The 24,559-nt window shown below is 62.0% G+C and carries 21 protein-coding genes and 1 pseudogene; 12 read left to right on the forward strand and 10 right to left on the reverse strand.

Translation table 11 applies throughout. The features are described 5' to 3' along the window. Positions 1–201: 201 nt before the first annotated feature. The 7 genes from glyA to fdhA all read left to right on the forward strand — a co-directional run bounded on the left by glyA (position 202) and on the right by fdhA (position 9,352). Positions 202–1,455: a serine hydroxymethyltransferase gene (glyA, locus tag J3P84_RS02625; protein ID WP_030139294.1), complete on the forward strand. Its 1,254-nt coding sequence runs from the start codon at positions 202–204 to the stop codon at positions 1,453–1,455. 21 nt (positions 1,456–1,476) lie between these two features. Continuing rightward, the gene (locus J3P84_RS02630; protein WP_305498311.1) at positions 1,477–2,727 is read left to right on the forward strand and encodes a sarcosine oxidase subunit beta; all 1,251 of its coding nucleotides are present in this window, start codon (positions 1,477–1,479) and stop codon (positions 2,725–2,727) included. A 14-nt stretch (positions 2,728–2,741) separates the two neighbouring features. Continuing rightward, entirely contained in the window at positions 2,742–3,071 is a 330-nt protein-coding gene (locus J3P84_RS02635) for a sarcosine oxidase subunit delta (RefSeq protein WP_434561923.1), read from the forward strand. Next, complete coding sequence (locus J3P84_RS02640) at positions 3,068–6,085, forward strand: sarcosine oxidase subunit alpha (protein WP_434627576.1); 3,018 nt, start codon at positions 3,068–3,070, stop codon at positions 6,083–6,085. Before J3P84_RS02635 ends, J3P84_RS02640 begins: the two co-directional genes overlap by 4 nt. Positions 6,086–6,250: 165 nt before the next feature. Next, positions 6,251–6,883, forward strand: a complete 633-nt coding sequence (locus J3P84_RS02645; protein WP_434627579.1) for a sarcosine oxidase subunit gamma — start codon at positions 6,251–6,253, stop codon at positions 6,881–6,883. Between the two features lie 206 nt (positions 6,884–7,089). After that, the gene (gene purU / locus J3P84_RS02650) at positions 7,090–7,947 is read left to right on the forward strand and encodes a formyltetrahydrofolate deformylase (RefSeq protein ID WP_434571318.1); all 858 of its coding nucleotides are present in this window, start codon (positions 7,090–7,092) and stop codon (positions 7,945–7,947) included. A 205-nt stretch (positions 7,948–8,152) separates the two neighbouring features. Further along, positions 8,153–9,352 (forward strand): formaldehyde dehydrogenase, glutathione-independent, encoded by a 1,200-nt coding sequence (gene fdhA, locus J3P84_RS02655; RefSeq protein ID WP_003177608.1) that lies wholly within the window; start codon positions 8,153–8,155, stop codon positions 9,350–9,352. Positions 9,353–9,478: 126 nt separating this feature from the next. Here fdhA and J3P84_RS02660 read toward each other — a convergent pair. From J3P84_RS02660 to J3P84_RS02670, 3 genes and pseudogenes are all read right to left on the reverse strand, one after another. Next, positions 9,479–10,023: pseudogene (locus tag J3P84_RS02660) on the reverse strand (RHS repeat-associated core domain-containing protein); the annotation flags it as partial. Positions 10,024–10,067: 44 nt separating this feature from the next. After that, a complete protein-coding gene (locus tag J3P84_RS02665) occupies positions 10,068–10,775 on the reverse strand; it encodes a lytic polysaccharide monooxygenase auxiliary activity family 9 protein (protein ID WP_434627583.1) in 708 nt (235 codons plus the stop codon). Between the two features lie 193 nt (positions 10,776–10,968). Continuing rightward, complete coding sequence (locus J3P84_RS02670; protein ID WP_434627586.1) at positions 10,969–11,547, reverse strand: hypothetical protein; 579 nt, start codon at positions 11,545–11,547, stop codon at positions 10,969–10,971. Between the two features lie 159 nt (positions 11,548–11,706). Between J3P84_RS02670 and J3P84_RS02675 the strand changes: the two genes are divergently transcribed. Beyond that, entirely contained in the window at positions 11,707–12,276 is a 570-nt protein-coding gene (locus J3P84_RS02675) for a DUF2780 domain-containing protein (RefSeq protein WP_434627589.1), read from the forward strand. On the opposite strand, the gene J3P84_RS02680 is transcribed toward J3P84_RS02675, so the two are convergent. Further along, positions 12,277–13,164, reverse strand: coding sequence for an acyltransferase (locus tag J3P84_RS02680; protein ID WP_434627592.1), 888 nt, complete (start codon positions 13,162–13,164; stop codon positions 12,277–12,279). It lies immediately after the preceding gene. A 351-nt stretch (positions 13,165–13,515) separates the two neighbouring features. Between J3P84_RS02680 and J3P84_RS02685 the strand changes: the two genes are divergently transcribed. The 4 genes from J3P84_RS02685 (at position 13,516) to creD (ending at position 17,790) form a co-directional block, all read left to right on the forward strand. Next, a complete protein-coding gene (locus tag J3P84_RS02685) occupies positions 13,516–14,022 on the forward strand; it encodes an ATP-dependent zinc protease family protein (RefSeq protein WP_434627595.1) in 507 nt (168 codons plus the stop codon). A 69-nt stretch (positions 14,023–14,091) separates the two neighbouring features. Further along, positions 14,092–14,772: a two-component system response regulator CreB gene (gene creB / locus J3P84_RS02690; protein WP_305498327.1), complete on the forward strand. Its 681-nt coding sequence runs from the start codon at positions 14,092–14,094 to the stop codon at positions 14,770–14,772. Further along, positions 14,772–16,190 (forward strand): two-component system sensor histidine kinase CreC, encoded by a 1,419-nt coding sequence (creC, locus tag J3P84_RS02695; RefSeq protein WP_434627599.1) that lies wholly within the window; start codon positions 14,772–14,774, stop codon positions 16,188–16,190. Before creB ends, creC begins: the two co-directional genes overlap by 1 nt. A 226-nt stretch (positions 16,191–16,416) precedes the next feature. Next, positions 16,417–17,790: a cell envelope integrity protein CreD gene (gene creD, locus J3P84_RS02700; RefSeq protein WP_434602048.1), complete on the forward strand. Its 1,374-nt coding sequence runs from the start codon at positions 16,417–16,419 to the stop codon at positions 17,788–17,790. 197 nt (positions 17,791–17,987) lie between these two features. On the opposite strand, the gene J3P84_RS02705 is transcribed toward creD, so the two are convergent. The 6 genes from J3P84_RS02705 to J3P84_RS02730 form a co-directional block, all read right to left on the reverse strand. Then, the gene (locus J3P84_RS02705) at positions 17,988–18,617 is read right to left on the reverse strand and encodes a glutathione S-transferase family protein (RefSeq protein ID WP_434627602.1); all 630 of its coding nucleotides are present in this window, start codon (positions 18,615–18,617) and stop codon (positions 17,988–17,990) included. Between the two features lie 196 nt (positions 18,618–18,813). Continuing rightward, entirely contained in the window at positions 18,814–18,993 is a 180-nt protein-coding gene (locus J3P84_RS02710; protein ID WP_434571341.1) for a hypothetical protein, read from the reverse strand. Next, positions 18,990–20,120 carry a PepSY-associated TM helix domain-containing protein gene (locus tag J3P84_RS02715; protein WP_434627605.1) on the reverse strand — a complete coding sequence of 377 codons (1,131 nt, stop codon included), beginning with the start codon at positions 20,118–20,120 and terminating at the stop codon, positions 18,990–18,992. The genes J3P84_RS02710 and J3P84_RS02715 overlap by 4 nt, the downstream gene beginning before the upstream one ends. A 218-nt stretch (positions 20,121–20,338) precedes the next feature. Next, complete coding sequence (locus J3P84_RS02720; RefSeq protein ID WP_434627608.1) at positions 20,339–22,777, reverse strand: TonB-dependent siderophore receptor; 2,439 nt, start codon at positions 22,775–22,777, stop codon at positions 20,339–20,341. 218 nt (positions 22,778–22,995) lie between these two features. Continuing rightward, a complete protein-coding gene (locus J3P84_RS02725) occupies positions 22,996–23,976 on the reverse strand; it encodes a FecR domain-containing protein (RefSeq protein ID WP_434627611.1) in 981 nt (326 codons plus the stop codon). Further along, positions 23,973–24,491, reverse strand: a complete 519-nt coding sequence (locus J3P84_RS02730) for an RNA polymerase sigma factor (RefSeq protein ID WP_434602040.1) — start codon at positions 24,489–24,491, stop codon at positions 23,973–23,975. Before J3P84_RS02730 ends, J3P84_RS02725 begins: the two co-directional genes overlap by 4 nt. Positions 24,492–24,559 lie beyond the last annotated feature (68 nt).

Here is a 24,559-nt window from a genome sequence, read left to right on the forward strand (position 1 = left end):
CTCCAGCGGGAGCAAGCTCCCTCGCCACAGGGGCCACTGTTCGACTCCATTCGATCCTATGTCGTAAACGCACCTTTGCGTGGCGTCCATAGGCATTTGACCTGCCTGCGCCGGCCATACCATCGCATCCAAAGGGCACGACCGAAACGGTCCGTGCCTCACCGAGACGAAAGGCGCACCGCCGCCGCTGGGAGAGACGCGATGTTCAGCAAGCAAGACCAGATCCAGGGTTACGACGATGCACTGCTGGCGGCGATGAATGCCGAGGAGCAACGCCAGGAAGATCACATCGAACTGATCGCGTCGGAGAACTATACCAGCAAGCGCGTGATGCAGGCCCAGGGCAGCGGCCTGACCAACAAGTACGCCGAAGGTTACCCGGGCAAGCGCTACTACGGTGGCTGCGAGCACGTCGACAAGGTCGAAGCCCTGGCCATCGAGCGCGCCAAACAACTGTTCGGCGCCGATTACGCCAACGTCCAGCCGCATTCCGGTTCGTCGGCCAACAGCGCCGTGTACCTGGCCTTGCTGCAAGCCGGCGACACCATCCTGGGCATGAGCCTGGCCCACGGCGGTCACCTGACCCACGGCGCCAAGGTGTCGTCCTCGGGCAAGCTGTACAACGCGGTGCAATACGGCATCGACACCACCACAGGCCTGATCGACTACGACGAAGTCGAGCGCCTGGCGGTCGAGTGCAAGCCGAAGATGATCGTGGCCGGTTTTTCTGCCTATTCCAAGACCCTGGATTTCCCCCGCTTCCGCCAGATCGCCGACAAGGTCGGTGCGCTGCTGTTCGTCGACATGGCCCACGTCGCCGGCCTGGTTGCCGCCGGCCTGTACCCGAACCCGCTGCCGTACGCCGACGTGGTCACCACCACTACCCACAAGACCCTGCGCGGCCCACGCGGCGGCCTGATCCTGGCCAAGGCCAACGAAGAGATCGAGAAAAAGCTCAACGCCGCCGTATTCCCCGGCGCCCAGGGCGGCCCGCTGATGCACGTCATCGCTGGCAAGGCGGTGTGCTTCAAGGAAGCGGCGGAGCCGGGCTTCAAGGCTTACCAGCAGCAAGTGATCGACAACGCCCAGGCCATGGCGGGCGTGTTCATCAAGCGCGGCTACGATGTAGTGTCCGGCGGCACCGACAACCACCTGTTCCTGGTCAGCCTGATCCGCCAGGGCCTGACCGGCAAGGATGCGGACGCCGCCCTGGGCCGCGCCCACATCACCGTGAACAAGAACGCCGTGCCGAACGACCCGCAATCGCCGTTCGTGACCTCGGGCCTGCGCATCGGTACGCCGGCAGTAACCACCCGCGGCTTCAAGGTGACCCAGTGCGTCACGCTGGCCGGCTGGATCTGCGACATTCTCGACAACCTCGGCGACGCCGATGTCGAGGCCAATGTCGCGCAGCAAGTGGCGGCCTTGTGCGCGGACTTCCCGGTTTATCGCTGAGTCGGTTCTGGAGTAATGACTATGCAACGCTATTCGGGCTTCGGCCTCTTCAAACACTCACTCAGCCATCATGAAAACTGGCAGCGGATGTGGCGCACGCCGACCCCGAAAAAGGTCTACGACGTGGTCATAGTCGGCGGCGGCGGGCATGGTCTGGCGACCGCCTACTACCTGGCCAAGGAGCACGGCATCACCAACGTGGCCGTGGTCGAAAAGGGCTGGCTGGGCGGCGGTAACACCGCGCGCAATACCACCATCGTGCGCTCCAACTACCTGTGGGACGAATCGGCCCACCTGTACGAACACGCGATGAAACTCTGGGAAGGTCTGTCCCAGGACCTGAACTACAACGTGATGTTCTCCCAGCGTGGCGTCTACAACCTGTGCCACACCTTGCAGGACATCCGTGATTCCGAGCGCCGCGTCAGCGCCAACCGCCTCAACGGCGTGGACGGCGAGCTGCTCGATGCCAAGCAAGTGGCTGACGAGATTCCGTACCTGGATTGCTCGAAGAACACCCGTTATCCGGTGATGGGCGCCACCGTCCAGCGTCGCGGCGGCGTGGCCCGTCACGATGCCGTGGCCTGGGGCTTTGCCCGGGCGGCGGACGCCTTGGGCGTGGACCTGATCCAGCAGACCGAAGTGATCGGTTTCCGCAAGGAAAACGGCGTGTGCATCGGCGTGGAGACCAACAAAGGCTTCATCGGCGCCAAGCGCGTCGGCGTGGTGACCGCAGGTAATTCCGGGCACATGGCCAAGCTTGCCGGTTTCCGCCTGCCGGTCGAATCCCATCCGCTGCAAGCGCTGGTGTCCGAGCCGATCAAGCCGATTATCGACAGCGTGATCATGTCCAACGCCGTGCACGGCTACATCAGCCAGTCCGACAAGGGCGACCTGGTGATCGGCGCCGGTATCGACGGCTACAACGGCTACGGCCAGCGTGGCTCGTACCCGGTGATCGAGCACACCATCCAGGCCATCGTCGAGATGTTCCCGGTGCTCTCGCGGGTGCGCATGAACCGCCAGTGGGGCGGCATCGTCGACACCACGCCGGACGCCTGCCCGATCATCTCCAAGACGCCAGTGCCGAACATGTTCTTCAACTGCGGTTGGGGCACCGGCGGCTTCAAGGCGACACCTGGCTCGGGCAACGTGTTTGCCGCGAGCCTGGCCAAGGGTGAAATGCACCCATTGGCCGCCCCTTTCTCCATCGACCGTTTCCACAACGGTGCGTTGATCGATGAACACGGCGCTGCTGCGGTTGCCCACTAACAGGAGAAATCCCCATGTTGCATATCTTCTGTCCTCACTGCGGCGAACTGCGCTCCGAAGAGGAATTCCATGCATCCGGCCAGGCGCACATCCCGCGTCCGCTGGATCCGAACGCCTGCACCGACGAGGAGTGGGGCGACTACATGTTCTTTCGCGACAACCCTCGCGGCCTGCACCACGAGTTGTGGATCCATGCCGCCGGTTGCCGCCAGTACTTCAACGCGACCCGTGACACCGTGACCTACGAGATCCTCGAAACCTACAAGATCGGTCAAAAGCCGCAATTCACCGACAAGGCTGACAGTCCGAAAGCGGCCGCGCAGGCTCTGGGAGAGAAGGTATGAGCCAGATCAATCGCCTGTCCAACGGCGGACGGATCGACCGCAACAAAGTGCTGACATTCACCTTCAACGGCCAGAGCTACAAAGGCTTCGAAGGCGATTCCCTGGCCGCTGCGCTGCTGGCCAACGGTGTCGACATCATCGGCCGCAGCTTCAAGTATTCTCGTCCGCGCGGAATCTTCGCCGCCGGTGCGGAAGAGCCGAACGCGGTGCTGCAGATCGGCGCCACCGAAGCCACGCAGATCCCGAACGTGCGCGCCACGCAACAGGCGCTGTACCAGGGACTGGTCGCCACCAGCACCAACGGCTGGCCGAACGTCAACAACGACATGATGGGGATTCTCGGCAAGGTCGGCGGCAAGCTGATGCCGCCGGGCTTCTACTACAAAACCTTCATGTACCCGCAATCGTTCTGGATGACTTACGAGAAGTACATCCGCAAGGCCGCAGGGTTGGGTCGCTCGCCGACCGAGAACGATCCGGACACCTACGACTACATGAATCGTCACTGCGACGTGCTGATCGTCGGCGCTGGCGCTGCTGGCCTGGCCGCAGCACTGGCCGCGGCCCGCAGCGGTGCGCGAGTGATCCTGGCCGATGAGCAGGAAGAATTCGGCGGCAGCCTGCTCGACTCCCGCGAAAGCCTGGACGGCAAGCCGGCGACCGAGTGGGTCGCGGCGGCGGTGGCTGAACTGCGCTCGATGCCCGAGGTGGTGTTGCTGCCTCGCGCCACGGTGAACGGTTACCACGACCACAACTTCCTGACCATCCACGAGCGCCTCACCGATCACCTCGGTGACCGCGCACCGATCGGCCAGGTGCGCCAGCGCATCAACCGGGTACGCGCCAAGCGCGTGGTGCTGGCGACTGGTGCTTGCGAACGCCCGCTGGTCTACGGCAACAACGACGTGCCGGGCAACATGCTGGCGGGTGCGGTTTCTACCTACATCCGCCGCTACGGCGTGGCACCGGGCAAGAAACTGCTGCTGAGCACCAACAACGACCACGCCTATCGCGTCGCCCTGGACTGGTTCGACGCCGGCCTGCAAGTGGTGGCCGTCGCCGATGCGCGCAGCAATCCACGTGGCGCGCTGGTGGAAGAAGCCCGCGCCAAGGGCATCCGCATCCTCACCGGAAGCGCCGTGATCGAGGCCCGTGGCAGCAAGCGCGTCACCGGGGCTCGTGTTGCCGCGATCGACGTCCGCGCCCACAAGGTCACCAGCCCTGGCGAATGGCTGGACTGCGACCTGGTGGCCAGTTCCGGCGGCTACAGCCCGGTGGTCCACCTGGCTTCGCACCTGGGCGGCAAGCCGATCTGGCGTGAAGACATCCTCGGTTTTGTGCCGGGCGAAGCGCCGCAGAAACGCGTGTGCGTCGGCGGTGTGAATGGCGTCTACGGTCTCGGCGATTCCTTGGCCGACGGTTTTGAAGGCGGCGTGCGCGCGGCCAGCGAAGCCGGTTTCAAGGCTGTGGAGGGCGTGTTGCCCAAGGCCCTGAGCCGTCATGAAGAACCGACCCTGGCGTTGTTCCAGGTGCCGCATGAAAAAACCACCGCACGTGCGCCGAAGCAATTCGTCGACCTGCAGAACGACGTCACCGCCGCCGCCATCGAACTCGCCACCCGCGAAGGCTTCGAGTCGGTGGAACACGTCAAGCGCTACACCGCACTGGGCTTCGGCACCGACCAGGGCAAGCTGGGCAACGTCAACGGCCTGGCCATCGCGGCCCGCTCGCTGAACGTGAGCATCCCGCAGATGGGCACCACCATGTTCCGTCCGAACTACACGCCGGTGACCTTCGGCGCGGTGGCCGGTCGGCACTGCGGGCATATCTTCGAACCGGTGCGCTTCACCGCGCTGCATGCCTGGCATGTGAAAAACGGCGCCGAGTTCGAAGACGTCGGCCAGTGGAAACGGCCTTGGTACTTCCCGAAGAACGGCGAAGACCTGCATGCCGCGGTCAAGCGCGAGTGCAAGGCCGTGCGCGACAGCGTCGGTCTGCTTGACGCCTCGACCCTCGGCAAGATCGACATCCAGGGCACGGATGCCCGTGAGTTCCTCAATCGCATCTACACCAATGCCTGGACCAAGCTCGACGTGGGCAAGGCCCGCTACGGCCTGATGTGCAAGGAAGACGGCATGGTCTTCGACGACGGCGTGACTGCCTGTCTGGCCGACAACCACTTCCTGATGACCACCACCACTGGCGGTGCGGCCCGTGTACTGCAATGGCTGGAGATCTACCAGCAGACCGAATGGCCGGACCTGAAGGTGTATTTCACCTCGGTTACCGACCACTGGGCGACCATGACCCTGTCGGGGCCCAACAGCCGCAAGCTGCTGAGCGAAGTCACCGACATCGACCTGGACAAGGACGGCTTCCCGTTCATGACCTGGAAGGAAGGCCTGGTAGGCGGCGTGCCGGCGCGGGTGTTCCGCATCTCGTTCACCGGTGAGCTGTCGTACGAAATCAACGTGCAGGCCGACTACGCCATGGGCGTGCTCGAACAGATCGTCGAGGCCGGCAAGAAGTACAACCTGACCCCGTATGGCACCGAGACCATGCACGTGTTGCGGGCCGAGAAGGGCTTCATCATCGTCGGCCAGGACACCGACGGCTCGATGACCCCGGACGACCTGAACATGGGCTGGTGCGTCGGCCGGACCAAGCCGTTCTCGTGGATCGGCTGGCGTGGGATGAATCGCGAAGATTGCGTGCGTGAAGAGCGCAAGCAACTGGTGGGCCTCAAGCCGATCGACCCGAATGTCTGGCTGCCGGAAGGCGCGCAGCTGGTGTTCAACCCCAAGCAGGCGATCCCGATGTCGATGGTCGGCCACGTGACATCCAGCTATGCGCATAACTCCCTGGGTTATTCGTTTGCGATGGGCGTGGTCAAGGGCGGCTTGAAGCGCCTCGGCGAGCGAGTCTTCGCACCGCTGGCGGATGGTCGGGTGATCGAGGCAGAGATCGTTTCTTCGGTGTTCTTCGATCCGAAGGGGGATCGGCAGAACGTTTAATGGCTTGAGGTCCTGTGGGAGAACGGCGATACCGCGTCAGCTTCATCGCGAGCAAGCTCGCTCCCACAGTTGATCGCGTAACCCTGTGGGAGCGAGCTTGCTCGCGATGACGGCCTGACAGCCACCACAGGGTTTGACCCAACAGCATTCAGACAGGTGCTCCATATGACCGCAGTCAACGTGTACCAACAACGCCCCACCACCGGGGCCAAGGCCGAGTCGTCGCTGCACCATGCCGACCTCGCCAGCCTGGCGGGCAAGGGCCGCAAGAACGCCGGCGTGACCGTGCGCGAGAAAAAACTCCTCGGCCACCTGACCATTCGTGGCGATGGCCACGATCCGGCGTTCGCCGCGGGCGTGCACAAGGCCCTGGGCCTGGAGTTGCCGGGTGCGCTGGCTGTCATCGTCAAGGGCGAAACCAGCCTGCAATGGCTGGGCCCGGATGAATGGCTGCTGGTGGTGCCTTCTGGCGAAGAATTCGTCGCCGAAAAGAACCTGCGCGAAGCGCTGGGCGAACTGCACATCCAGATCGTCAACGTCAGCGGCGGCCAGCAGATCCTTGAACTGTCGGGCCCTAACGTGCGCGACGTGCTGATGAAATCCACCAGCTACGATGTACACCCAAGCAACTTCCCGGTGGGCAAGGCCGTTGGCACGGTGTTCGCCAAGTCGCAACTGGTGATCCGCCACACCGCTGAAGACACTTGGGAACTGGTGATCCGCCGCAGCTTTTCCGATTACTGGTGGCTGTGGTTGCAGGATGCGGCGGCTGAGTATGGGTTGAGCGTGCAGGCGTAAGGACTAAAGCCGACACGGCTTTTTTGTGGCGAGGGGATTTATCCCCGCTGGGCTGCGCAGCAGCCCCAAAAGCTTGATGTCATCAACCTGACACTCTGAAGTTGCAGGTCTAGGGGCTGCTTCGCAGCCCAGCGGGGATGAATCCCCTCGCCACAGGGTTCTGTGCTTAGCGGGGGATTTGTCCATAACAAACAGGAGTCACCGCAATGAGCCGCGCCCCAGATACATGGATACTGACTGCCGACTGCCCCAGCGTGCTCGGCACGGTGGATGCGGTGACCCGCTTTCTGTTCGAGCAGGGCTGCTACGTCACCGAGCACCATTCCTTCGACGACCGGCTCTCGGCGCGCTTCTTCATTCGCGTGGAGTTTCGCCAGCCTGACGGTTTCGACGAGCAGAGCTTCCGCGCCGGCCTGGCCGAGCGGGCGCAAGCCTTCGGCATGGTCTTCGAACTGACCCCGCCGAACTACCGGCCGAAAGTGGTGATCATGGTCTCCAAGGCCGATCACTGTCTCAACGACTTGCTCTACCGCCAGCGCATCGGCCAGTTGTCGATGGACGTGGTGGCCGTGGTCTCCAATCACCCAGACCTCAAGCCGCTCGCCGACTGGCACCAGATTCCCTACTACCATTTCCCCCTGGATCCGAACGACAAGCCGGCCCAGGAGCGGCAGGTGTGGCAGGTGATCGAGGAGACCGGCGCCGAGCTGGTGATTCTTGCCCGCTACATGCAAGTGCTGTCGCCGGAACTGTGCCGCAAGCTCGACGGCAAGGCCATCAACATCCATCACTCATTGCTGCCGGGCTTCAAGGGCGCCAAGCCGTATCACCAGGCCTATAACAAAGGCGTGAAACTGGTGGGCGCCACGGCGCATTACATCAACAACGACCTGGACGAAGGTCCGATCATCGCCCAGGGCGTGGAAGTGGTGGACCACAGCCACTATCCCGAAGACCTGATCGCCAAGGGACGCGACATTGAAGGGCTCACCTTGGCCCGCGCGGTGGGGTATCACATTGAGCGAAGGGTGTTCCTGAACGCCAATCGCACGGTCGTTCTCTAGACCGTCATCGCGAGCAAGCTCGCTCCCACAGGATTTGTGCCGGTATACAAATTTAGTTACACCCAAAATCCTTGTGGGAGCGAGCTTGCTCGCGATGAGGCCCTCACAGACAACAGAAGAAACAAGACACAAGCACTACCCGAGCAATCAACGCGCTGCCTGCCTGGGCAACGCAGTTCCACAAAAACAATAGCGAGGTGAAAGCATGTCTGGTAATCGTGGTGTCGTGTATCTCGGCAACGGCAAGGTCGAAGTACAGAAAATCGACTATCCCAAAATGCAGGACCCGCGCGGCAGGAAGATCGAGCACGGCGTCATCCTGCGCGTAGTCTCCACCAACATCTGCGGCTCCGACCAACACATGGTGCGCGGCCGTACCACTGCCCAGACCGGCCTGGTCCTGGGTCACGAGATCACCGGTGAAGTGATCGAAAAGGGCAGCGACGTCGAAAACCTGAAAATCGGTGACCTGGTCTCGGTGCCATTCAACGTTGCGTGCGGGCGCTGCCGTTCCTGCAAGGAGCAACACACCGGTGTCTGCCTGACGGTCAACCCGGCCCGTGCCGGCGGTGCCTACGGTTATGTCGACATGGGCGACTGGACCGGCGGCCAGGCCGAATACGTGCTGGTGCCGTACGCCGACTTCAACCTGCTGAAACTGCCGGACCGCGACAAGGCCATGGAGAAAATCCGCGACCTGACCTGCCTGTCCGACATCCTGCCGACCGGCTACCACGGCGCAGTCACCGCTGGCGTCGGCCCTGGCAGCACCGTCTACATCGCCGGCGCCGGCCCGGTTGGCCTCGCGGCTGCCGCTTCCGCCCGCCTGCTGGGTGCTGCGGTAGTGATCATCGGCGACGTCAACTCCATCCGCCTGGCTCACGCCAAGGCCCAAGGCTTTGAAATCGTCGACCTGTCCACAGACACCCCGCTGCACGAACAAATCGCCGCGCTGCTGGGCGAACCAGAAGTGGACTGCGCAGTCGATTGCGTGGGCTTCGAAGCCCGCGGCCACGGCCATGACGGCGTCAAGCACGAAGCCCCGGCCACCGTGCTCAACTCATTGATGGGCGTGGTCCGCGTGGCCGGCAAGATCGGTATTCCCGGCCTCTATGTCACCGAAGACCCGGGCGCAGTTGATGCCGCCGCAAAAATGGGCAGCCTGAGCATTCGCTTCGGCCTGGGCTGGGCCAAATCCCACAGCTTCCACACCGGCCAGACCCCGGTGATGAAGTACAACCGCCAGCTGATGCAGGCGATCATGTGGGACCGCATCAATATTGCTGAAATCGTTGGCGTGCAGGTCATCAGCCTGGATGACGCGCCGAAGGGTTATGGCGAGTTCGATGCCGGTGTGCCGAAGAAGTTTGTGATTGATCCGCATAAGTTGTTCAGTGCGGCGTAAGTTGGTTTGAAGAAAAGGGCGACTTGATGTCGCCCTTTTTATTTGCTGACGGTGGAAAGCATGCAGCATCACCGTCTTTCTTTCTGATCTTTCCTCTTAACTTGGCAGGTAGTTCGACTTCATTACCCACGCAAAAAATCCCGGTGCGTGTCCAGTTTTGTCTGTCCTGTTTAGCGGGTCCCGGCGCAATACGCGTAGACGTTCAACCCCCCGCCCCAAACGGACTCAAACTGTCCGGACTATTGAACCGCATCAACACCGGATTGAACGCCCGATAACCATTGCCCAGCAGATAGTGTCCGGTCACCGGATCCGCTCGTTCGCCGTTGAAGCCGAGCAGGCTTGGAGGGCCAACTTCCTGAGGACGATGGCCATGGCCGTGTAGGCAAGGCGCTGAGGTTGTGCTGCATCGAACGTTTGTAAAACCGAACGCTGATGATCGGTGGCGAGCAAGGTGGTTGTGCTGATTTCATTTTTCCGCTGCTGCTGGGCCAGCAACTGATCGTCGTGCTGCACGACCGAATGTTGGACCGGCCCCTGAATCTCGGTGCTCAGCCGGTCTTTCGGTAGAAGCGTCGGATGCCGACCTGGTCCGCTACCATGCAGTCGGCCAAGCGGTCCAGCGGATCGTAGTGGTAGTGGCAGAGTAGCGGGCCCTGATTCTTCGGCATGGAGTCGACCATTAGGTGAGATGAGCGAAGCAAACAATCAATCGCTAACCTTTCGCGTTCACCAGCACCACATCGCTGCAACTGAAGAATGTCTCGCGGGCAGGGTCTTCATGGCGTTGCCACATAATGAAGATCACTGACTTGCTGTCCGTGACATAGCCTGCTGGTAATTGAACGTCCAGGTAATAGGTGCCCGGTCCTTTCGTGTCCGGGGCAAGTCTCACCTTGACGTCAGGAGACTGCTTCAGCGCGGCCCAGCTGAGGTTGTCCGGGTCGGTCAGGTAAACCTCGAATTCGCTGGGATCATGCATCTGGCTGGCCACATAAGTGAGCTGCACGCGGCCGTCCTTCACGTCCAGATCAGTGGTGTGCCAGGCAGCGCTTTTGAGGTTGATACTGTCGAAGCGATCTTGACCGGCGGAACAGAGTTTCCCATCGGGAGCGACGTCTTCCGGCTTGGTGCCTTCGGGGATGTTTTGCGAGTAGGCGTTCCAGTCGTTGAACAGACGGGCGCGTTCCCAGTCGGCGTCGCCTGCCGCTGTAAAGGCTTCCCGGCACGCAGCGTTCTTGATGTTTGCGCTGCCATTGTTGAAGTCCTGCTGATCCCAGCAATAGTACTGGCGAGACGGCGGCATCTGCGAGGTACCGTGTTTTATCTCTGGGCTCTTGGACGGGGTTTTGACATCAGTGCAACTGATCAAACCGATGCTGGACAGAAGAATGCAGCTCAGGGCTAGGCTGGAATATTTCATTGTAAATTCCTTTTTCTAGAGAAAATTCCTTTATTTCGAACACGACGTCCGGGCTGTTTTCAGCGCAAAGGAACGGTATCTGCCAAGGTCTTTACCTTCGACGATCCGAGCTTAGGACCGGGTTGAACTGCTGCCTACTGTCAGAGTTGACAGTACTGCATCAAAAAAAACGGAGCATGCGGCATGGCCGCGTTCAGGGTTGGCTCGTTATGGCCTCGCCGACCCGCTGGCAAAATTGCGAATAGAACGCCTGCGCGTTCATGCCACGGCAATCGTTCTTGATCTGCGCCAGGGCGGCCGGACTGAATGACAGGCTGCGCGGCATGCTGGCGAAGTTGAAGTAGCCATCCTGTTGGGTCTTGATGGCATCGAACCCCGGCATGTCATACATCAGTTCGACGTCATCATCGGCAAGCATTCGCGCTTTCACGGTCACTTGGGTATACACCTTTCCTCCTGGCGCGCCATTCAGCGCCGCCAGGCCGTGGCCGACGACGCGCAGCATGTCCGGCGCCCAATCCTCGCCCGCCTCGATGGGCGTGGCGGGGCGGTAGAAAACGCTCAGGGCCTGCTGGTCTCGCGTGACCTGCGTCAGGGCAGGATCATAACGCTTGATGCGGTGCTCGATGGTCAGCCAGGTCTTTTGCGCTTCGCTGACGTCGTCGGCAAGTTCCGGATTCAACGGGCCGCGCTGGCACTCGCTGACGCCGAAGGCGATGAGCATGCCCGTCAGAATGACCGCGAGGGCGCCTCCACCGATTTGTACGTTCATGGCGTTACTCTGCTGAAAGAAGGCTGCACTGTATTCGATGGCAGGTATTGCTGCACGCGGCAAGCGCGGTGTTGAACAAACCCCGGCTATCCCAGTCCAACGCTCGACTTTGCGCCGCCCCTTTCCGGGCGGCTTTTTCATGTTCCAGAGGATGTCCCGATGAAGGTTTCACGCGGTTTTGCACTGTCTTGCCTGCTCTCGTTGGCAGCTGGCCCGGCCTTCGCACAGTTCAGCCTCGCCGATGCGACAAGCGTGATCTCGGCCATTCAGGGCAACCAGCAGGAGGGGGCGGTAGCGGCTGCGCCGAAAGCCGCCGGGTTGCTCAATACCCTCGGCTCGGAACTCCAGATCACGCCGGAGCAAGCCGTGGGCGGTGCCGGGGCGATGCTCGGACTGGCCAGGAACCAGCTCGGCGAGGCGCAGTTCGCCGAGCTGAGCAAAAGTGTGCCGGGGCTCGATCAGATCGCCGGGAACAGTGCCATCGGTGGCCTTAACGGCTTGGGTGGCTTGCTGGGCGGCGGGTCGGACAAAAACGCCTTGCTCGACGGCTTGCTCGGTAACGTCAAGGACACCGGCGACCTGAACAATGCCTTCAGCGCGCTGGGCATGGACAGCGGCATGATCGGCAAGTTTGCCCCGATCATCTTGCAGTACCTCGGCCAACAGGGCGTCGCCAGTTCGCTGTTGCAGAACCTGGGCGGTATCTGGGGCGCCGGCGCCGGTATCTGATCAGGCGCTCTCGTTGCGCAGCTGAGCAATGCGCTGGTCCTTTTCATGCCAGAGCTGGTTGACCCAGTCCTGCACATGCTGGCGAAACACTGGGTCGTTTTCGTAATCGCCTTGCCACAGCGCCGGGTCCAGTTCGCGGGTCTGGATGTCGACGATGACCCTGGGCACCGCGCCGCTGATCAAGTCCCAGAACCCGGGGATGCGCTGCTGCGGATAAACCACCGTCACGTCGAGGATCGCATCCAGCTGCTCGCCCATTGCCGCCAGCACAAACGCCACGCCACCGGCCTTGGGCTTGAGCAGATGACTGAACGGCGATTGCTGCTGTTGGCTTTTGGCGGCGGTGAAGCGCGTGCCTTCGAGATAATTCACCACGGTGACTGGCTGACGCTTGAACAGCTCGCAGGCGGCCTTGGTGATTTCCAGATCCTTGCCGGCCAGCTCCGGATTCTTTGCCAGGAACGCCTTGGTGTAGCGCTTCATGAAAGGGTAATCCAATGCCCACCACGCCAGCCCCAGGAACGGCACCCAGATCAGCTCTTTCTTGAGAAAGAATTTGAAGAACGGCGTGCGTCGGTTGAGGGTCTGGACCAGGGCGGGGATATCCACCCATGACTGGTGATTGCTGATCACCAGGTACGAGGTGTCGCTGCGCAGGCCTTCACCGCCGCGAATGTCCCAGCGGGTGGGGATGCACCAGGCAAATATCAGCTTGTCGATCTCGGCCCAGGTCTCGGCAATCCACATCACCGCCCACGAGGCGTAGTCGCGAAGACGCCTGGGCAGGACCAGCTTGAGCAATGCGAACACCATCAGCGGCCCGAACAGCACCAGGGTATTGAGCAATAGCAGCAGGGTGACGAAACAGCCGGTGAGCAGGCGGCGCATAGATGACTCTTGCAAACGGGTTGGGCGGGCCATGATAAGCAGCTTCGAGCGGCAGGCCAAATCGGCCTGGACGAAAGTTTCACTTGGGCTTGGCTAAACTGGGTCGGCTTTTTGTGGCGAGGGGATTTATCCCCGCTGGGTGCGAAGCGCCCCCTGAGGACTTACATCTCGGTGTACCAGATAATTCGGGTTGGCTGTTTTTGGGATTGCTTCGCAACCCAACGGGGATAAATCCCCTCGCCACAATGGAGTGCTTTGCTGGATTTTGTCTCAACCCTTGGTCTCGAAGGCAACCGAACGAATTCATCGGCCACTGTCTAAAATCCCACTCCCACAACGGAAGCCCCTTACATGAAATCCGTTTTAGCCCTGCTTTCCCTGGTGGCCCTCCCCGTGCTCGCCGCCGAACCGACCCTCTATGGGCGCTACGAATACATCGCGCTGCCGGAAATCGGTGGCGAAGTGCTCAAGGCCAAGATGGACACCGGCGCATTGACCGCCTCGCTGTCGGCCAAGGACATCGAGACGTTCACCCGTGACGGCGATGACTGGGTACGTTTCCGCCTGGCGACCAAGGACGCGAGCAACAAGATCTACGAACACAAGATCGCCCGCATCAGCAAGATCAAGACCCGTTCCGAAGAGGACGAGGACGACGACGAAAAGGTCGCCCCCAGCAAGCGTCCGGTGGTGGAACTGGAAATGTGCCTGGGTAACGTCAAGCGCACTGTCGAGGTCAACCTGACCGACCGCAGCAGTTTCAACTACCCGCTGCTGATCGGTGCCAAGGCCTTGCGTGAGTTCGACGCGGCGGTGAACCCGGCGCGGCGGTTTACGGTGGATAAACCGGACTGTTGATTTCCCCGATTGACGTGCCCCGAGGCTTGGGGCACCGTTCCGGCAACTTTACTGTCGGGCCCGGTCGCCATGCCTCATATTCTGATTGTCGAAGACGAAGCCGCCATCGCTGATACGCTGGTGTTTGCGCTGCAGGGCGAGGGCTTTGACACCACTTGGTTGAGCCTGGGAGCCGCGGCCCTGGAGCATCAGCAGAAGACTCCGGCGGACCTGATTATTCTCGACGTGGGCCTGCCGGATATCAGCGGTTTCGAGACGTGTAAGAATCTCAGACGTTTCAGCGACGTTCCGGTAATTTTTCTTACGGCCCGGGATGGCGAGATCGACCGGGTGGTGGGCCTGGAGATCGGCGCCGATGATTACGTGGTCAAGCCCTTCAGCCCCCGCGAAGTTGCCGCCAGGGTTCGCGCGATTCTCAAGCGCGTGGCGCCGCGGCCTTTCGCGGAAGCGGGTTCGGCGTTGTTCCAAGTGGACAGCGAGCGCGTGCAGATCAGCTATCGCGGCAAGCCGTTGAACCTCACTCGTCATGAGTTTCGCCTGTTGAACTGCCTGCTGGAGCAGCCTGAGCGGGTCTTCAGTCGCGAGCAATTGCTCGATGCCCTGGGCGTGGCCAGCGATGCCGGCTACGAGCGCAGCATCGACAGCCACATCAAGAGCCTGCGCGCCAAGTTGCGCCTGGTCCGGGCCGAGGCCGAACCGATCCAGACCCACCGGGGCCTTGGCTACAGCTACAGCCCGGGCCACAGCTGATGTCGCTGGGTATCCGGATTTTCCTGGCCTACGTGCTGTTCATCGGCCTGGCCGGGTATTTCGTGCTTAACACGGTGATGGAGGAGATCCGTCCCGGTGTGCGCCAGTCCACCGAGGAAACCCTGGTGGACACGGCCAACCTGATGGCCGAGATCCTGCGGGACGATTTCAAGGCCGGGACGCTCAGCCAGAACCGCTGGCCGCAATTGCTCAGGTCCTATGGCGAACGCCAGCCGGCGGCGACGATCTGGGGATTGCCAAAAAACCAGGTCAACCATCGCATCTACGTCACCGATGCCAATGGCATCGTCGTGCTCGATTCCAGTGGCGTGGCGGTGGGCCAGGATTATTCGCGGTGGAACGACGTCTACCTGACCCTGCGCGGCCATTACGGCGCTCGTTCGACCCGCAACGATCCGAGCGACCCGGCATCTTCGGTGATGCATGTCGGGGCCCCGATCCGGGACAACGGAAGGATCATCGGCGTGGTCACGGTGGCCAAGCCCAACAGCTCGTTGCAACCTTACATCGACCGCACGGAGCGGCGCCTGCTGGCGTACGGTGCCGGGTTGATCGGCCTGGGCCTGTTGCTGGGCGCCTTGCTGTCCTGGTGGCTCAGCGCGGCTTTGCGCCGTTTGACTCGTTATGCCCAGGCGGTCAGCCAGGGCCGGCGGGTGGAAGTGCCGCATTATCGCGGCGGCGAATTCGAGCAACTGGCGGGCGCCGTCGAACACATGCGCACCCAGCTCGAAGGCAAGGCCTACGTCGAGCGTTATGTGCACACCTTGACTCATGAACTGAAGAGCCCGCTGGCCGCTATTCGCGGCGCCGCCGAGCTGCTGCAGAGCGACATGCCCGCCGCCCAGCACCAGCGCTTCGTCGGCAACATCGACAGCGAAAGCGTGCGCATGCAGCAATTGATCGAGCGCCTGCTCAACCTGGCCCAGGTCGAGCAGCGCCAGGGGTTGGAGGATATTGTCGCGGTGCCGTTGGCGGCGTTGGTCGATGAATTGCTGGAGGCTCGCGGCGGCTGGATCGAAAGTCGTCAATTGCGCATAGAGCGATGCATCGCCGCTGATCTGACGCTGACCGGGGAGGCCTTCCTGTTGCGCCAGGCCCTGGGCAACTTGCTGGAAAATGCCTTGGACTTCACCCCTGTCGAAGGCCTGTTGCGCATCAGAGCCGAGCGCCTGGGCAGCCGCGTCGAGATCCGTCTTTTCAACCAGGCCGAGCCGATTCCCGACTACGCACTACCGCGCCTGAGCGAGCGGTTCTATTCCTTGCCGCGCCCTGGCACCGGGCGCAAGAGCACAGGCCTGGGGCTCAACTTTGTCGAGGAAGTGGTGCAGTTGCATGGGGGGGAATTTGGCATCGGTAATGTCGAGGGTGGGGTGGAAGTGGTGCTGCGGTTGCCCTGACACCACAAAATCCATCTGAAAAAGCAGGCACTTGTGGGAGCGAGCTTGCTCGCGAAGACAGTGGCACATCCAACATCGTCGCCCAGACAGTCCGCTATCGCGAGCAGGCTCGCTCCCACAGTTCAGTTGCCGTCGGGCCTGTCTCCACACAATCTCCACATTCCCCTCATAAACCGCCCACACAGCCGCGCCAGACTCTCCCTCATTCGAACAGGGAGAGCCCCACATGAACCGCAGCCTCGCCATAAAACTGGGCATGATCGCCCTCTTGATTCTCTTGCTGATGATCCCGCTGTTGATGATCAACGGCCTTATCGATGAGCGCCAGGAGCTGCGCGATGGGGTGTTGCAGGACATCGCCCGCAGTTCCAGCCACAGCCAGCAGTTGATCGGCCCGATGATCGTGGTGCCGTTTCGCAAGGACGTGAAGGTCTGGAATACCAACGAGAAGACCGGCGTGCGCTTCCTCGAAACCGTCGAGCAAACGGGCGAGTTGTATTTCCTCCCGGAGCAATTTGAGCTCGACGGCCAGATCCGCACCGAAACACGTGCCCGGGGCATCTACGAAGCGCGCTTGTTTCATGCCGACAACCGGATCGATGGCCGCTTCAAAGTGCCGGAACGTTATGGCGTCGCCCCGAAGGATTTCGCCGACTACCGCTTTGACGAGCCGTACCTGAGCGTCGGCATCAGCGATATTCGTGGCATCGAGAATGCGTTGACCCTGACGCTGAACCAGCAGACGGTCGATTTCCTTCCCGGTTCGCGGCTTGGCTGGCTGGGGCAGGGCGTACACGTGCCGTTGCCGATGATCACCGCCCAGGGCAGCCCCGAACTGACCTTCGGTTTCGACCTGCGCCTGCAAGGCACCGGCGAGCTGCAGATCCTGCCGGTGGGCAAGTCCACCAAGGTGCACCTGTCCGCCGATTGGCCGCACCCGAGCTTCATCGGCAATTACCTGCCGGTCAATCGCGAGATCAATGAGCAGGGCTTCAATGCCGACTGGCAGACCTCGTTTTTCTCCACCAACCTTTTGGAAACGCTGCAAGCCTGCGATCCCAGCGATGGTTGCGAAGCGTTCCGCAGTCGTGCGTTCGGTGTAAGTTTCGTCGATCCGGTGGACCAGTACCTGAAGAGCGACCGGGCGATCAAATATGCGCTGCTGTTCATCGCGCTGACCTTCGCCGGGTTCTTCCTCTTCGAAGTGCTCAAGAGCCTCGCGGTGCACCCGGTCCAGTACGCATTGGTCGGCGTGGCGCTGGCGTTCTTCTACCTGCTGCTGTTGTCGCTGTCGGAGCACATCGGCTTCACCCTGGCGTACCTGGTATCGGCCAGTGCCTGTGTGGTGCTGATTGGCTTCTACGTCTGCCATGTGCTGCGCAGCGTGAGCCACGGCCTGGGATTTTCAGCGGGGTTGGCGGGTTTGTACGGACTGCTTTATGGCCTGTTGAGCGCCGAAGACTACGCGCTGTTGATGGGCTCGCTGCTGCTGTTCGGCCTGCTGGGCGTGTTCATGGTGCTGACCCGCAAGCTGGATTGGTACGGAGTGGGCGCGAAGCCGGCGGCTGCGATGAGTTTTGATCTGGGAGAGGTGAAATGAGCCGGTCGTTGGGGTTGCGGGAGGACCAGCGGGTGGGGGATATGCTGGTGATGCGAATTGTCGGGTTGTTTCCTTTGGATCCGGTGCGCGGCCTTCGCGAGCAGGCTCGCTCCCACAAGAGCGCAACACAATCAAATGTGGGAGCGAGCCTGCTCCGGGCGGCGTTCCGACGAAGAGGCCGGTGAGCCAAGACAGTTTTAGACCCGGGGCACCGTCTCGGCCATCGAAGGCCGCAAACTGACCTCGGAAAACCACGCCGCCAGCTGCGGATTGTTCTCGCGCCATTCCAGGTCGGCATGGCGCAGGTCCAGGTAACCCAAGGCGCAGGCCACGCTGATGGACGCGACGTCGAAATGGCTGGCCAGTTCTGCAATCGCCTCGGATTCGAGCGTGGCGAGGGCGCGACGAATCTTGTCCCGCTGCGCATCGAGCCATTCGTCCCAGTGTTTTTCCACAGGACGCAGGGCTGTCTCGTAGCGGATCATCACCGCCGCGTCCATGATCCCGTCGGCCATGGAGGCCAGGGTCAGGCGCCGCCAGCGCGCGGCGCCCTCGCGCGGGATCAGCGGGTTGCCGACGTGTTGGTGGTCGAGGTAGTCGAGGATGACGCGGCTGTCGTGGATCACCGTCCCGTTGGCCAGGCGCAGGGCCGGAATCTTGCTCAACGGATTGTCATGGATCAGTGCTTGGTCCGGCTTGACCGGCGTGAGTTGGCTGAGCTGCAAGGCGACGCGATCCTGCTGTCCGGTTTCGTGCAGCAGCACCAGGACCTTGCGGACGAAGGGCGAAGCGGGGTTCTGGAACAGGGTCATGCTGGGGGTGGACATGCAGAACATCCTCGATTGGGCGGGCTGGGCTTAGCCTAGACAGTTGCGGGTCTGCTGGCGAGTAACGAATCGATAGGTGTATTCCACTGTGGGAGCGAGCTTGCTCGCGATGGCGGCGTGTCAGTCAACATCAATGCAACTGAACTTCCGCTATCGCGAGCAAGCTCGCTCCCACAGGTTCTTTGCCGCGCTGGGGTTATCCGCGTTTGATCAAGCCCCATGCCCCAAGCACGGTCGGGATTCCCAATCCAACCCAGCTCAGCGCATCCCAGGCGCCGTCACCGAGCAATGCGCTGAACAGCCCCGCCGCGCTCAATGCGCCGATCACCACGGGAATGCCAAACACCTTCCAGAAATTCGACTGCCGAGGCCTCACGGGGCAACCTCCGCGCCGACAGTCGCGCGCTTGGCGGCTTTACGTCGCACCACCCACAGATAAACGCCACTGCCCAGGACGATGATCGTCAGCACATCCAGGGTTGCCCAGAAAATCTGCATTGGCCGGCCACCGTAGTCGCCGAAATGCAGCGGCAGGGACAGGCTCATCACGTCCATGTACCACGGCCGCTCGGCCACGGCGGTGACGTCCAGGGTGCTGGCGTCGATCAATACCGGAGTGAGCAGGTGCGAGGTCAGGTGGGTGTCGCCCTTCATGAACACGCTGTAGTGATGCTCGCTGGAAAACAGCGTGCCGGGGAAGGCGATGAAGCTGGGCTCCATGCCCGGCGCGACTTCCTTGGCAATGTCGAGCAGGCGGGTCGCCGGTGCCAGTTGCGTCAGTGGCGGGGCGTTGCGGTACGGCTCGACCATCGCGCTGAGGCTGTCGTTGCGCCACGCGGCGATGATCAGGTCGGCGCAGGCGGCAATCACGCCGGTCACGCCCACGGTCAGCGCCCAGACCAGGGTGACGACGCCGATCAGGTTGTGCAGGTCGAGCCAGCGCAGGCGGGTGGATTTGTCCTGGCGCACCGTGCCGAAGTTCAAGCGCCGCATGAACGGCAAGTACAGCACCACGCCGGAGACGATGGCATTCACGAACAGAAACCCCATGAACGCCAGCACCAACTTGCCCGGCAGCCCGGCGAACATGTCCACATGCAGGCGCAGCATGATCATCATGAAACCGCCGTTGGCCGAAGGCATTTCCAGGGCTTCGCCGGTGCGCGCGTCGAGCATGAAGGTATGGGATGAATTGGGTTCGGTGCCCGGTGTCGGCGCCATGATGGTGATCACGCCGTTGGGGTCGTCTTCGTCCCAGCCGAAATACTGGACCACTTCACCCGGACGATGAGCCTTGGCTTTTTCCACCAGTTGTTGAAGATCCAACGGCGGCGTGCCGGCCGGCATTTCCCGCAGCTGCGGGGCATCGCCCAACAGATGCTCGATTTCATGATGGAAAATCAGCGGCAGCCCGGTGATTGCCAGCATCAGCAGGAACACCGTACAGATCAGGCTGCTCCAGGTGTGGACAAAGGACCAGCGGCGAATGGTTTTGCTTTTCATGATCGATCCGAATGCAAAAGGGCCACGATGGCTGAAGCGGTCAGTCAAGCTGCGAAACCGGTGGGAGCGAGCCTGCTCGCGAAGGCGGCGCGACAGTCAGCATTGACGTCGTCTGGCACTGCGCTTTCGCGAGCAGGCTCGCTCCCACAGGGATTTCATTCAGCTGATCGAGCTCAGCGACAGGCGACCTTCTAAAAGGTTTTGCAAATGCTAACCGTTTACCATTTGTAATTCACGCTGGCGACGACGTTGCGTTGGTCTCCGTAGTAGCAATAGAAGCCGTCACAGGTGGACAGGTATTCCTTGTTGAAGATGTTTTTCGCGTCCACCGCCACGGTGACGCCCTTGAGGGTCTTGTTCAAACGGCCCAGGTCGTAATGGGCCGAGGCGTCATACACCGTATAGGAGCCGACATGCCCCCAATCGGTGTTGGTGGTGTTGCCGTAGGTGTCGCCGACATAACGCACGCCGGCACCCACGCCGAACCCGTCCAGCGAGCCGTTGTGCCAGGTGTAGTCAGCCCATGCGGTGGCCTGGTTACGCGGAACCTGGGCCATGCGCTTGCCTTCTTCGGCCGCGGTGCCCTTGGTGATTTCGCTGTCGTTGTAGGTGTAGGAACCGACCAGCTTCAGGTTGTCGGTAACGTCGCCCGAGGCTTCCAGCTCAAGACCGCGCACCTGGACTTCACCGACCTGGCGGGTGACGTTGTTTTCGGTGACGGAGTTGTTTTTCTGGGTCAGGTCGAACACCGCAGCCGTCAACAAGGTCTTGGTGCCGGGTGGCTGGTACTTGATACCCGCCTCGTACTGTTCGCCTTCCGTCGGCTTGAACGCTTCGGTGCTGTTGACGGTTGAGCCTGCCGCCGCCTGGAATGACTGGGCGAAGGAAACGTAGGGCGTCACACCGTTATCGAAGACGTAGCTCAACGCCGCGTTGCCGCTGAATTTCTTGTCGCGCTGGGTGTTGGTGACATTGTTCTGGTTGTGGAACACGGTGCCGGTGTGAATCCAGTCTTCACGACCACCAAGGGTCAGGCGCCACTTGTCCAGGGCAATCTGGTCCTGGAAGTACAGGCCGGTCTGGTTGGTCTTCTGGTTGTAGTCATACATCGTGAAGTACTGGACGTTGGAAAAATCCTGTCCGTAGGTCGGGTTGTTGATATTGCTGGTCGGCACGCCAGTCGAACCCCAATCCCAACGCGAATTGCTGTTCGAGCGCTGGTGATCCAGGCCCAGCAACAAGGTGTGGCTCAGATCACCCGTCTGGAAGTCAGCCTGGAAGTTGTTGTCCACGGCGAACTGGCTGATGTCTTCGTCGATCACGCTGGCGCTGCGCTTGACGTTGCCGTCGGCGTCCACCGATTGGTCCGGGCCATCCGGCGAGAACTGACCGCCGGCGGAGATGCCCTGGGTTTCCAGGTCGCTCTTGGTGTAGCGCAGGTTCTGGCGGAACTGCCAGGTGTCGTTCAGGCGGTGTTCAAAGGCATAACCGAGCGCGTAGTAGGTGCGGTCGTAGAATTCCCAATCCGGGTCACCGAGGTTCTTGTGATGGGAAATCTTGCCCGCCGGCGACGACAGCTTGGTGCCTTGCAGGGGCAGGAATTGCCCGGTGATGCCGGTGTCATCGCGGGTGTATTGCGACAGGAATGTCAGGCGGGTGTCGTCGTTGATGTTCCAGGTCAGGCTCGGGGCGATGTTGTAGCGCTTGTCCGGGATGTGATCGATCTGGGAGTTACTGTCGCGCACGGTACCGCTGAGCCGGTAGAGGAACTGGCCTTCGTCGTCGACCTTGCCGGTGCTGTCGAAGTTGATCTGCTTGTGCTCGTGGCTGCCTGCCTGCAACTCCACTTCATTGCTGCTCTCGGCTTGCGGGCGACGACTGACCATGTCGAGCATGCCGCCGGGTGGCGTCTGGCCGTAGACCGACGACGCCGGGCCTCGAAGCACGGCGATGCGCTCAAGGTTCCACGGCTCGATCTTCGGGGTAATGTAGTTGCCCTTGGGCAGCGGCAGGCCATCGAGGAACTGGGTCGGCACGAAGCCGCGCACCAGCAGCCAGTCGTTCCGCGAGTCCGAACCGTAGCCGCTGCTCTGCACGCCGGCGGTGTAGCGCAGGGCATCGTTGAGGTTGAGCACGGAGCGGTCGTCCATCTGCTGGCGCGTGACCACCGAGACCGAGCGCGGCAGTTCGACGATCGGCGTGTCGGTCTTGGTGCCGGCGGCGGTGCGGGTGACCGCATAGCCTTCGGTCGGGCCCCAGGCGGTTTCGCTGACGCCGGCGCCGATCACGCTGGTTTCCGGTAGCACCATGACGCCCTCTGGCATGGCCACCAGGCTGTAGGTGCCGGCGCTGCTTTGCTCCAGTTGCAGGCCGGTGCCGCGCAAGGCTTCACGCAACGCACCGGTGGCGTCGAACTGGCCTTGGACCGGCGCCGAGGTTTTACCCGAAGCCAGCGCCGGGTTCAGGCTCAGGGCAAGGCCGGCCTGGCTGGCGATCTGGTTCAAGGTGCTGGCCAATGGCGCGGCGGGGAGGTTGTAGGCGCGCACGCTGGACGCCTGCTCGGCGGCCAGCAGCGGACCGCTGGCCAGCGGGGTGGCGAAGGCGATGGCGACGGCCAACAGGCTGGGACGCAACAGGGTGTCTAGCGGGCGGGACATACGGCGGCTCCTGAATGGAAATATTTCTCAATTGCCTGTGTGCCGGATGAAAACCGAAAAGTGATAGGGGTGGATGAAAATAATTTAGATTCAGATTGCGAGCGGTTGGGTGGTGACGCAACTGGCTTCTTCGCGAGCAGGCTCGCTCCCACAGGGGTTTGCATTACCTGGTGGGAGCGAGCCTGCTCGCGAAGGCGTCCTCAGAGACGCAACATCTTCTAGCGCTTGGCCTCGACCCGCGGCGCCACCACCACCCACCAGCGCGCGTGATGCTCGACCTGCACCGGCAAGGTCGGCAGCAAAGCGGTCAACGCCAGGTTGGTGTCATGCAGCGGGAAACTGCCGGTAATGCGCAGGTCCGCCACCTTGGGCTCGACGCCCAGGTAGCCGCGCCGATAGCGCGCCAACTCACGGACCAGGTCTTCGAGTCGCGCGTTGTCCACCACCAGCATGCCGCGAGTCCAGGCATCGGCGCCGGGGCTCAGGGCCAAGGTTGGACCGAGGCCGTCGCGGCGCATCAGCACCTGCTGGCCTTCGCGCAGAATCTGCTCCTCGGCGGTCGCTTGCGGATGCGCGGCCACGGCGGATTTCAATACGCTCAGGCGCGTGCCTTGGTCCTCAAGCCTGACCAGAAACCGTGTGCCCAAGGCGCGCATGCTGCCCTCACGCGTCTCGACGATGAACGGGCGCGGATCGTTGTGGCCGGTTTCCACCAGGATCTCGCCTTCCTGCAGGATGACGCGCCGCTGCTTGTCGTCGAAACGCACATCCAACGCGCTGTGAGTGTTGAGGTTGATCAGCGTGCCGTCGGCCAGGCGCAACGTGCGCTGTTCACCGGTGGCGGTGCGCTGGTCGGCCAGCCAATAATCCAGCGGCAGGTAACGCTCGCCAGCGAACAGCGCCAGGCCGATGACCGCGACGACGCTGGCCAGGCCGCTGCCGATCTTGCGTACCCGCCGCCGGATGCTGACCCGCGATTGCAGCAGCGCCGCACGCGCCGGGCCGCTGGCGACGCTGAAACGCTGGTCGAGCATGCCCAGTTGCTGCCAGGCGCGTGCATGCTCCTCATCGGCGGCGTGCCATTGAGCGAAGGCTTCACGCTCCTGAGGGCTGCCATTGCCTGAGTCCAGGGACAATTGCCAGGCGATGGCCGCGTCCAACACCCGCGCCGAGACTGGCTTGGAAGAGGCCAGGGTCATGTCGGCTCACCGTAAAGGGCGATGTAGCACTGCCGCACGCCTTGGGCCAGGTATTGGCGCACCCGCGGCACCGAAACCCCCAGGCGCTCGGCGATTTCAGCGTGGCCGAGGCCGTCGAGGCGGTTATAGAGGAAGGCCGCGCGCGCCTTGCTCGACAGTTTGCCAAGCAGACGGTCGATGTTCCTGAGGTCTTCGAGGATCATCTGCTGCTCCTCTACCGAAGGTTGCTCAGCCTCGGGAATCAGCATCAGTTCGGTCAGGTAAGCCTGCTCCAGCGCGGCCCTGCGGAAATAATCAAACAGCAGGCCTTTGGCGATCGCCAGCAGAAACGCCCGGGGCTCGCGCGGTGGCTGCAACCCGTCACGCCCCAGCAGCCGCACGAAGGTGTCCTGGCTCAGGTCTTCCGCCCGCTGTGGACATGCCACGTTGCGCTGTAGCCATGCCAATAGCCAGCCGCGATGGTCGCGGTACAACGCACCAACCAGATCACCGTTAGGAGTAGGAACTGACGACACGGAGCATCACCGACGCATTAAGTAACGAGAATTGTTCGCGATTGTGGCAGAGGCGGGGGCTGGAAAGC

Origin of the sequence: Pseudomonas sp. Z1-29 (genome assembly GCF_051131995.1) — a bacterium.
GTDB lineage: Bacteria > Pseudomonadota > Gammaproteobacteria > Pseudomonadales > Pseudomonadaceae > Aquipseudomonas.

Coding starts and splice junctions, on each gene's coding strand:
- glyA (WP_030139294.1), top strand. CDS start 202: ATGTTCAGCAAGCAAGACCAGATCCAGGGTTACGACGATGCACTGCTG.
- J3P84_RS02630 (WP_305498311.1), top strand. CDS start 1,477: ATGCAACGCTATTCGGGCTTCGGCCTCTTCAAACACTCACTCAGCCAT.
- J3P84_RS02635 (WP_434561923.1), top strand. CDS start 2,742: ATGTTGCATATCTTCTGTCCTCACTGCGGCGAACTGCGCTCCGAAGAG.
- J3P84_RS02640 (WP_434627576.1), top strand. CDS start 3,068: ATGAGCCAGATCAATCGCCTGTCCAACGGCGGACGGATCGACCGCAAC.
- J3P84_RS02645 (WP_434627579.1), top strand. CDS start 6,251: ATGACCGCAGTCAACGTGTACCAACAACGCCCCACCACCGGGGCCAAG.
- purU (WP_434571318.1), top strand. CDS start 7,090: ATGAGCCGCGCCCCAGATACATGGATACTGACTGCCGACTGCCCCAGC.
- fdhA (WP_003177608.1), top strand. CDS start 8,153: ATGTCTGGTAATCGTGGTGTCGTGTATCTCGGCAACGGCAAGGTCGAA.
- J3P84_RS02665 (WP_434627583.1), bottom strand. CDS start 10,775: ATGAAATATTCCAGCCTAGCCCTGAGCTGCATTCTTCTGTCCAGCATC.
- J3P84_RS02670 (WP_434627586.1), bottom strand. CDS start 11,547: ATGAACGTACAAATCGGTGGAGGCGCCCTCGCGGTCATTCTGACGGGC.
- J3P84_RS02675 (WP_434627589.1), top strand. CDS start 11,707: ATGAAGGTTTCACGCGGTTTTGCACTGTCTTGCCTGCTCTCGTTGGCA.
- J3P84_RS02680 (WP_434627592.1), bottom strand. CDS start 13,164: ATGCGCCGCCTGCTCACCGGCTGTTTCGTCACCCTGCTGCTATTGCTC.
- J3P84_RS02685 (WP_434627595.1), top strand. CDS start 13,516: ATGAAATCCGTTTTAGCCCTGCTTTCCCTGGTGGCCCTCCCCGTGCTC.
- creB (WP_305498327.1), top strand. CDS start 14,092: ATGCCTCATATTCTGATTGTCGAAGACGAAGCCGCCATCGCTGATACG.
- creC (WP_434627599.1), top strand. CDS start 14,772: ATGTCGCTGGGTATCCGGATTTTCCTGGCCTACGTGCTGTTCATCGGC.
- creD (WP_434602048.1), top strand. CDS start 16,417: ATGAACCGCAGCCTCGCCATAAAACTGGGCATGATCGCCCTCTTGATT.
- J3P84_RS02705 (WP_434627602.1), bottom strand. CDS start 18,617: ATGTCCACCCCCAGCATGACCCTGTTCCAGAACCCCGCTTCGCCCTTC.
- J3P84_RS02715 (WP_434627605.1), bottom strand. CDS start 20,120: ATGAAAAGCAAAACCATTCGCCGCTGGTCCTTTGTCCACACCTGGAGC.
- J3P84_RS02720 (WP_434627608.1), bottom strand. CDS start 22,777: ATGTCCCGCCCGCTAGACACCCTGTTGCGTCCCAGCCTGTTGGCCGTC.
- J3P84_RS02725 (WP_434627611.1), bottom strand. CDS start 23,976: ATGACCCTGGCCTCTTCCAAGCCAGTCTCGGCGCGGGTGTTGGACGCG.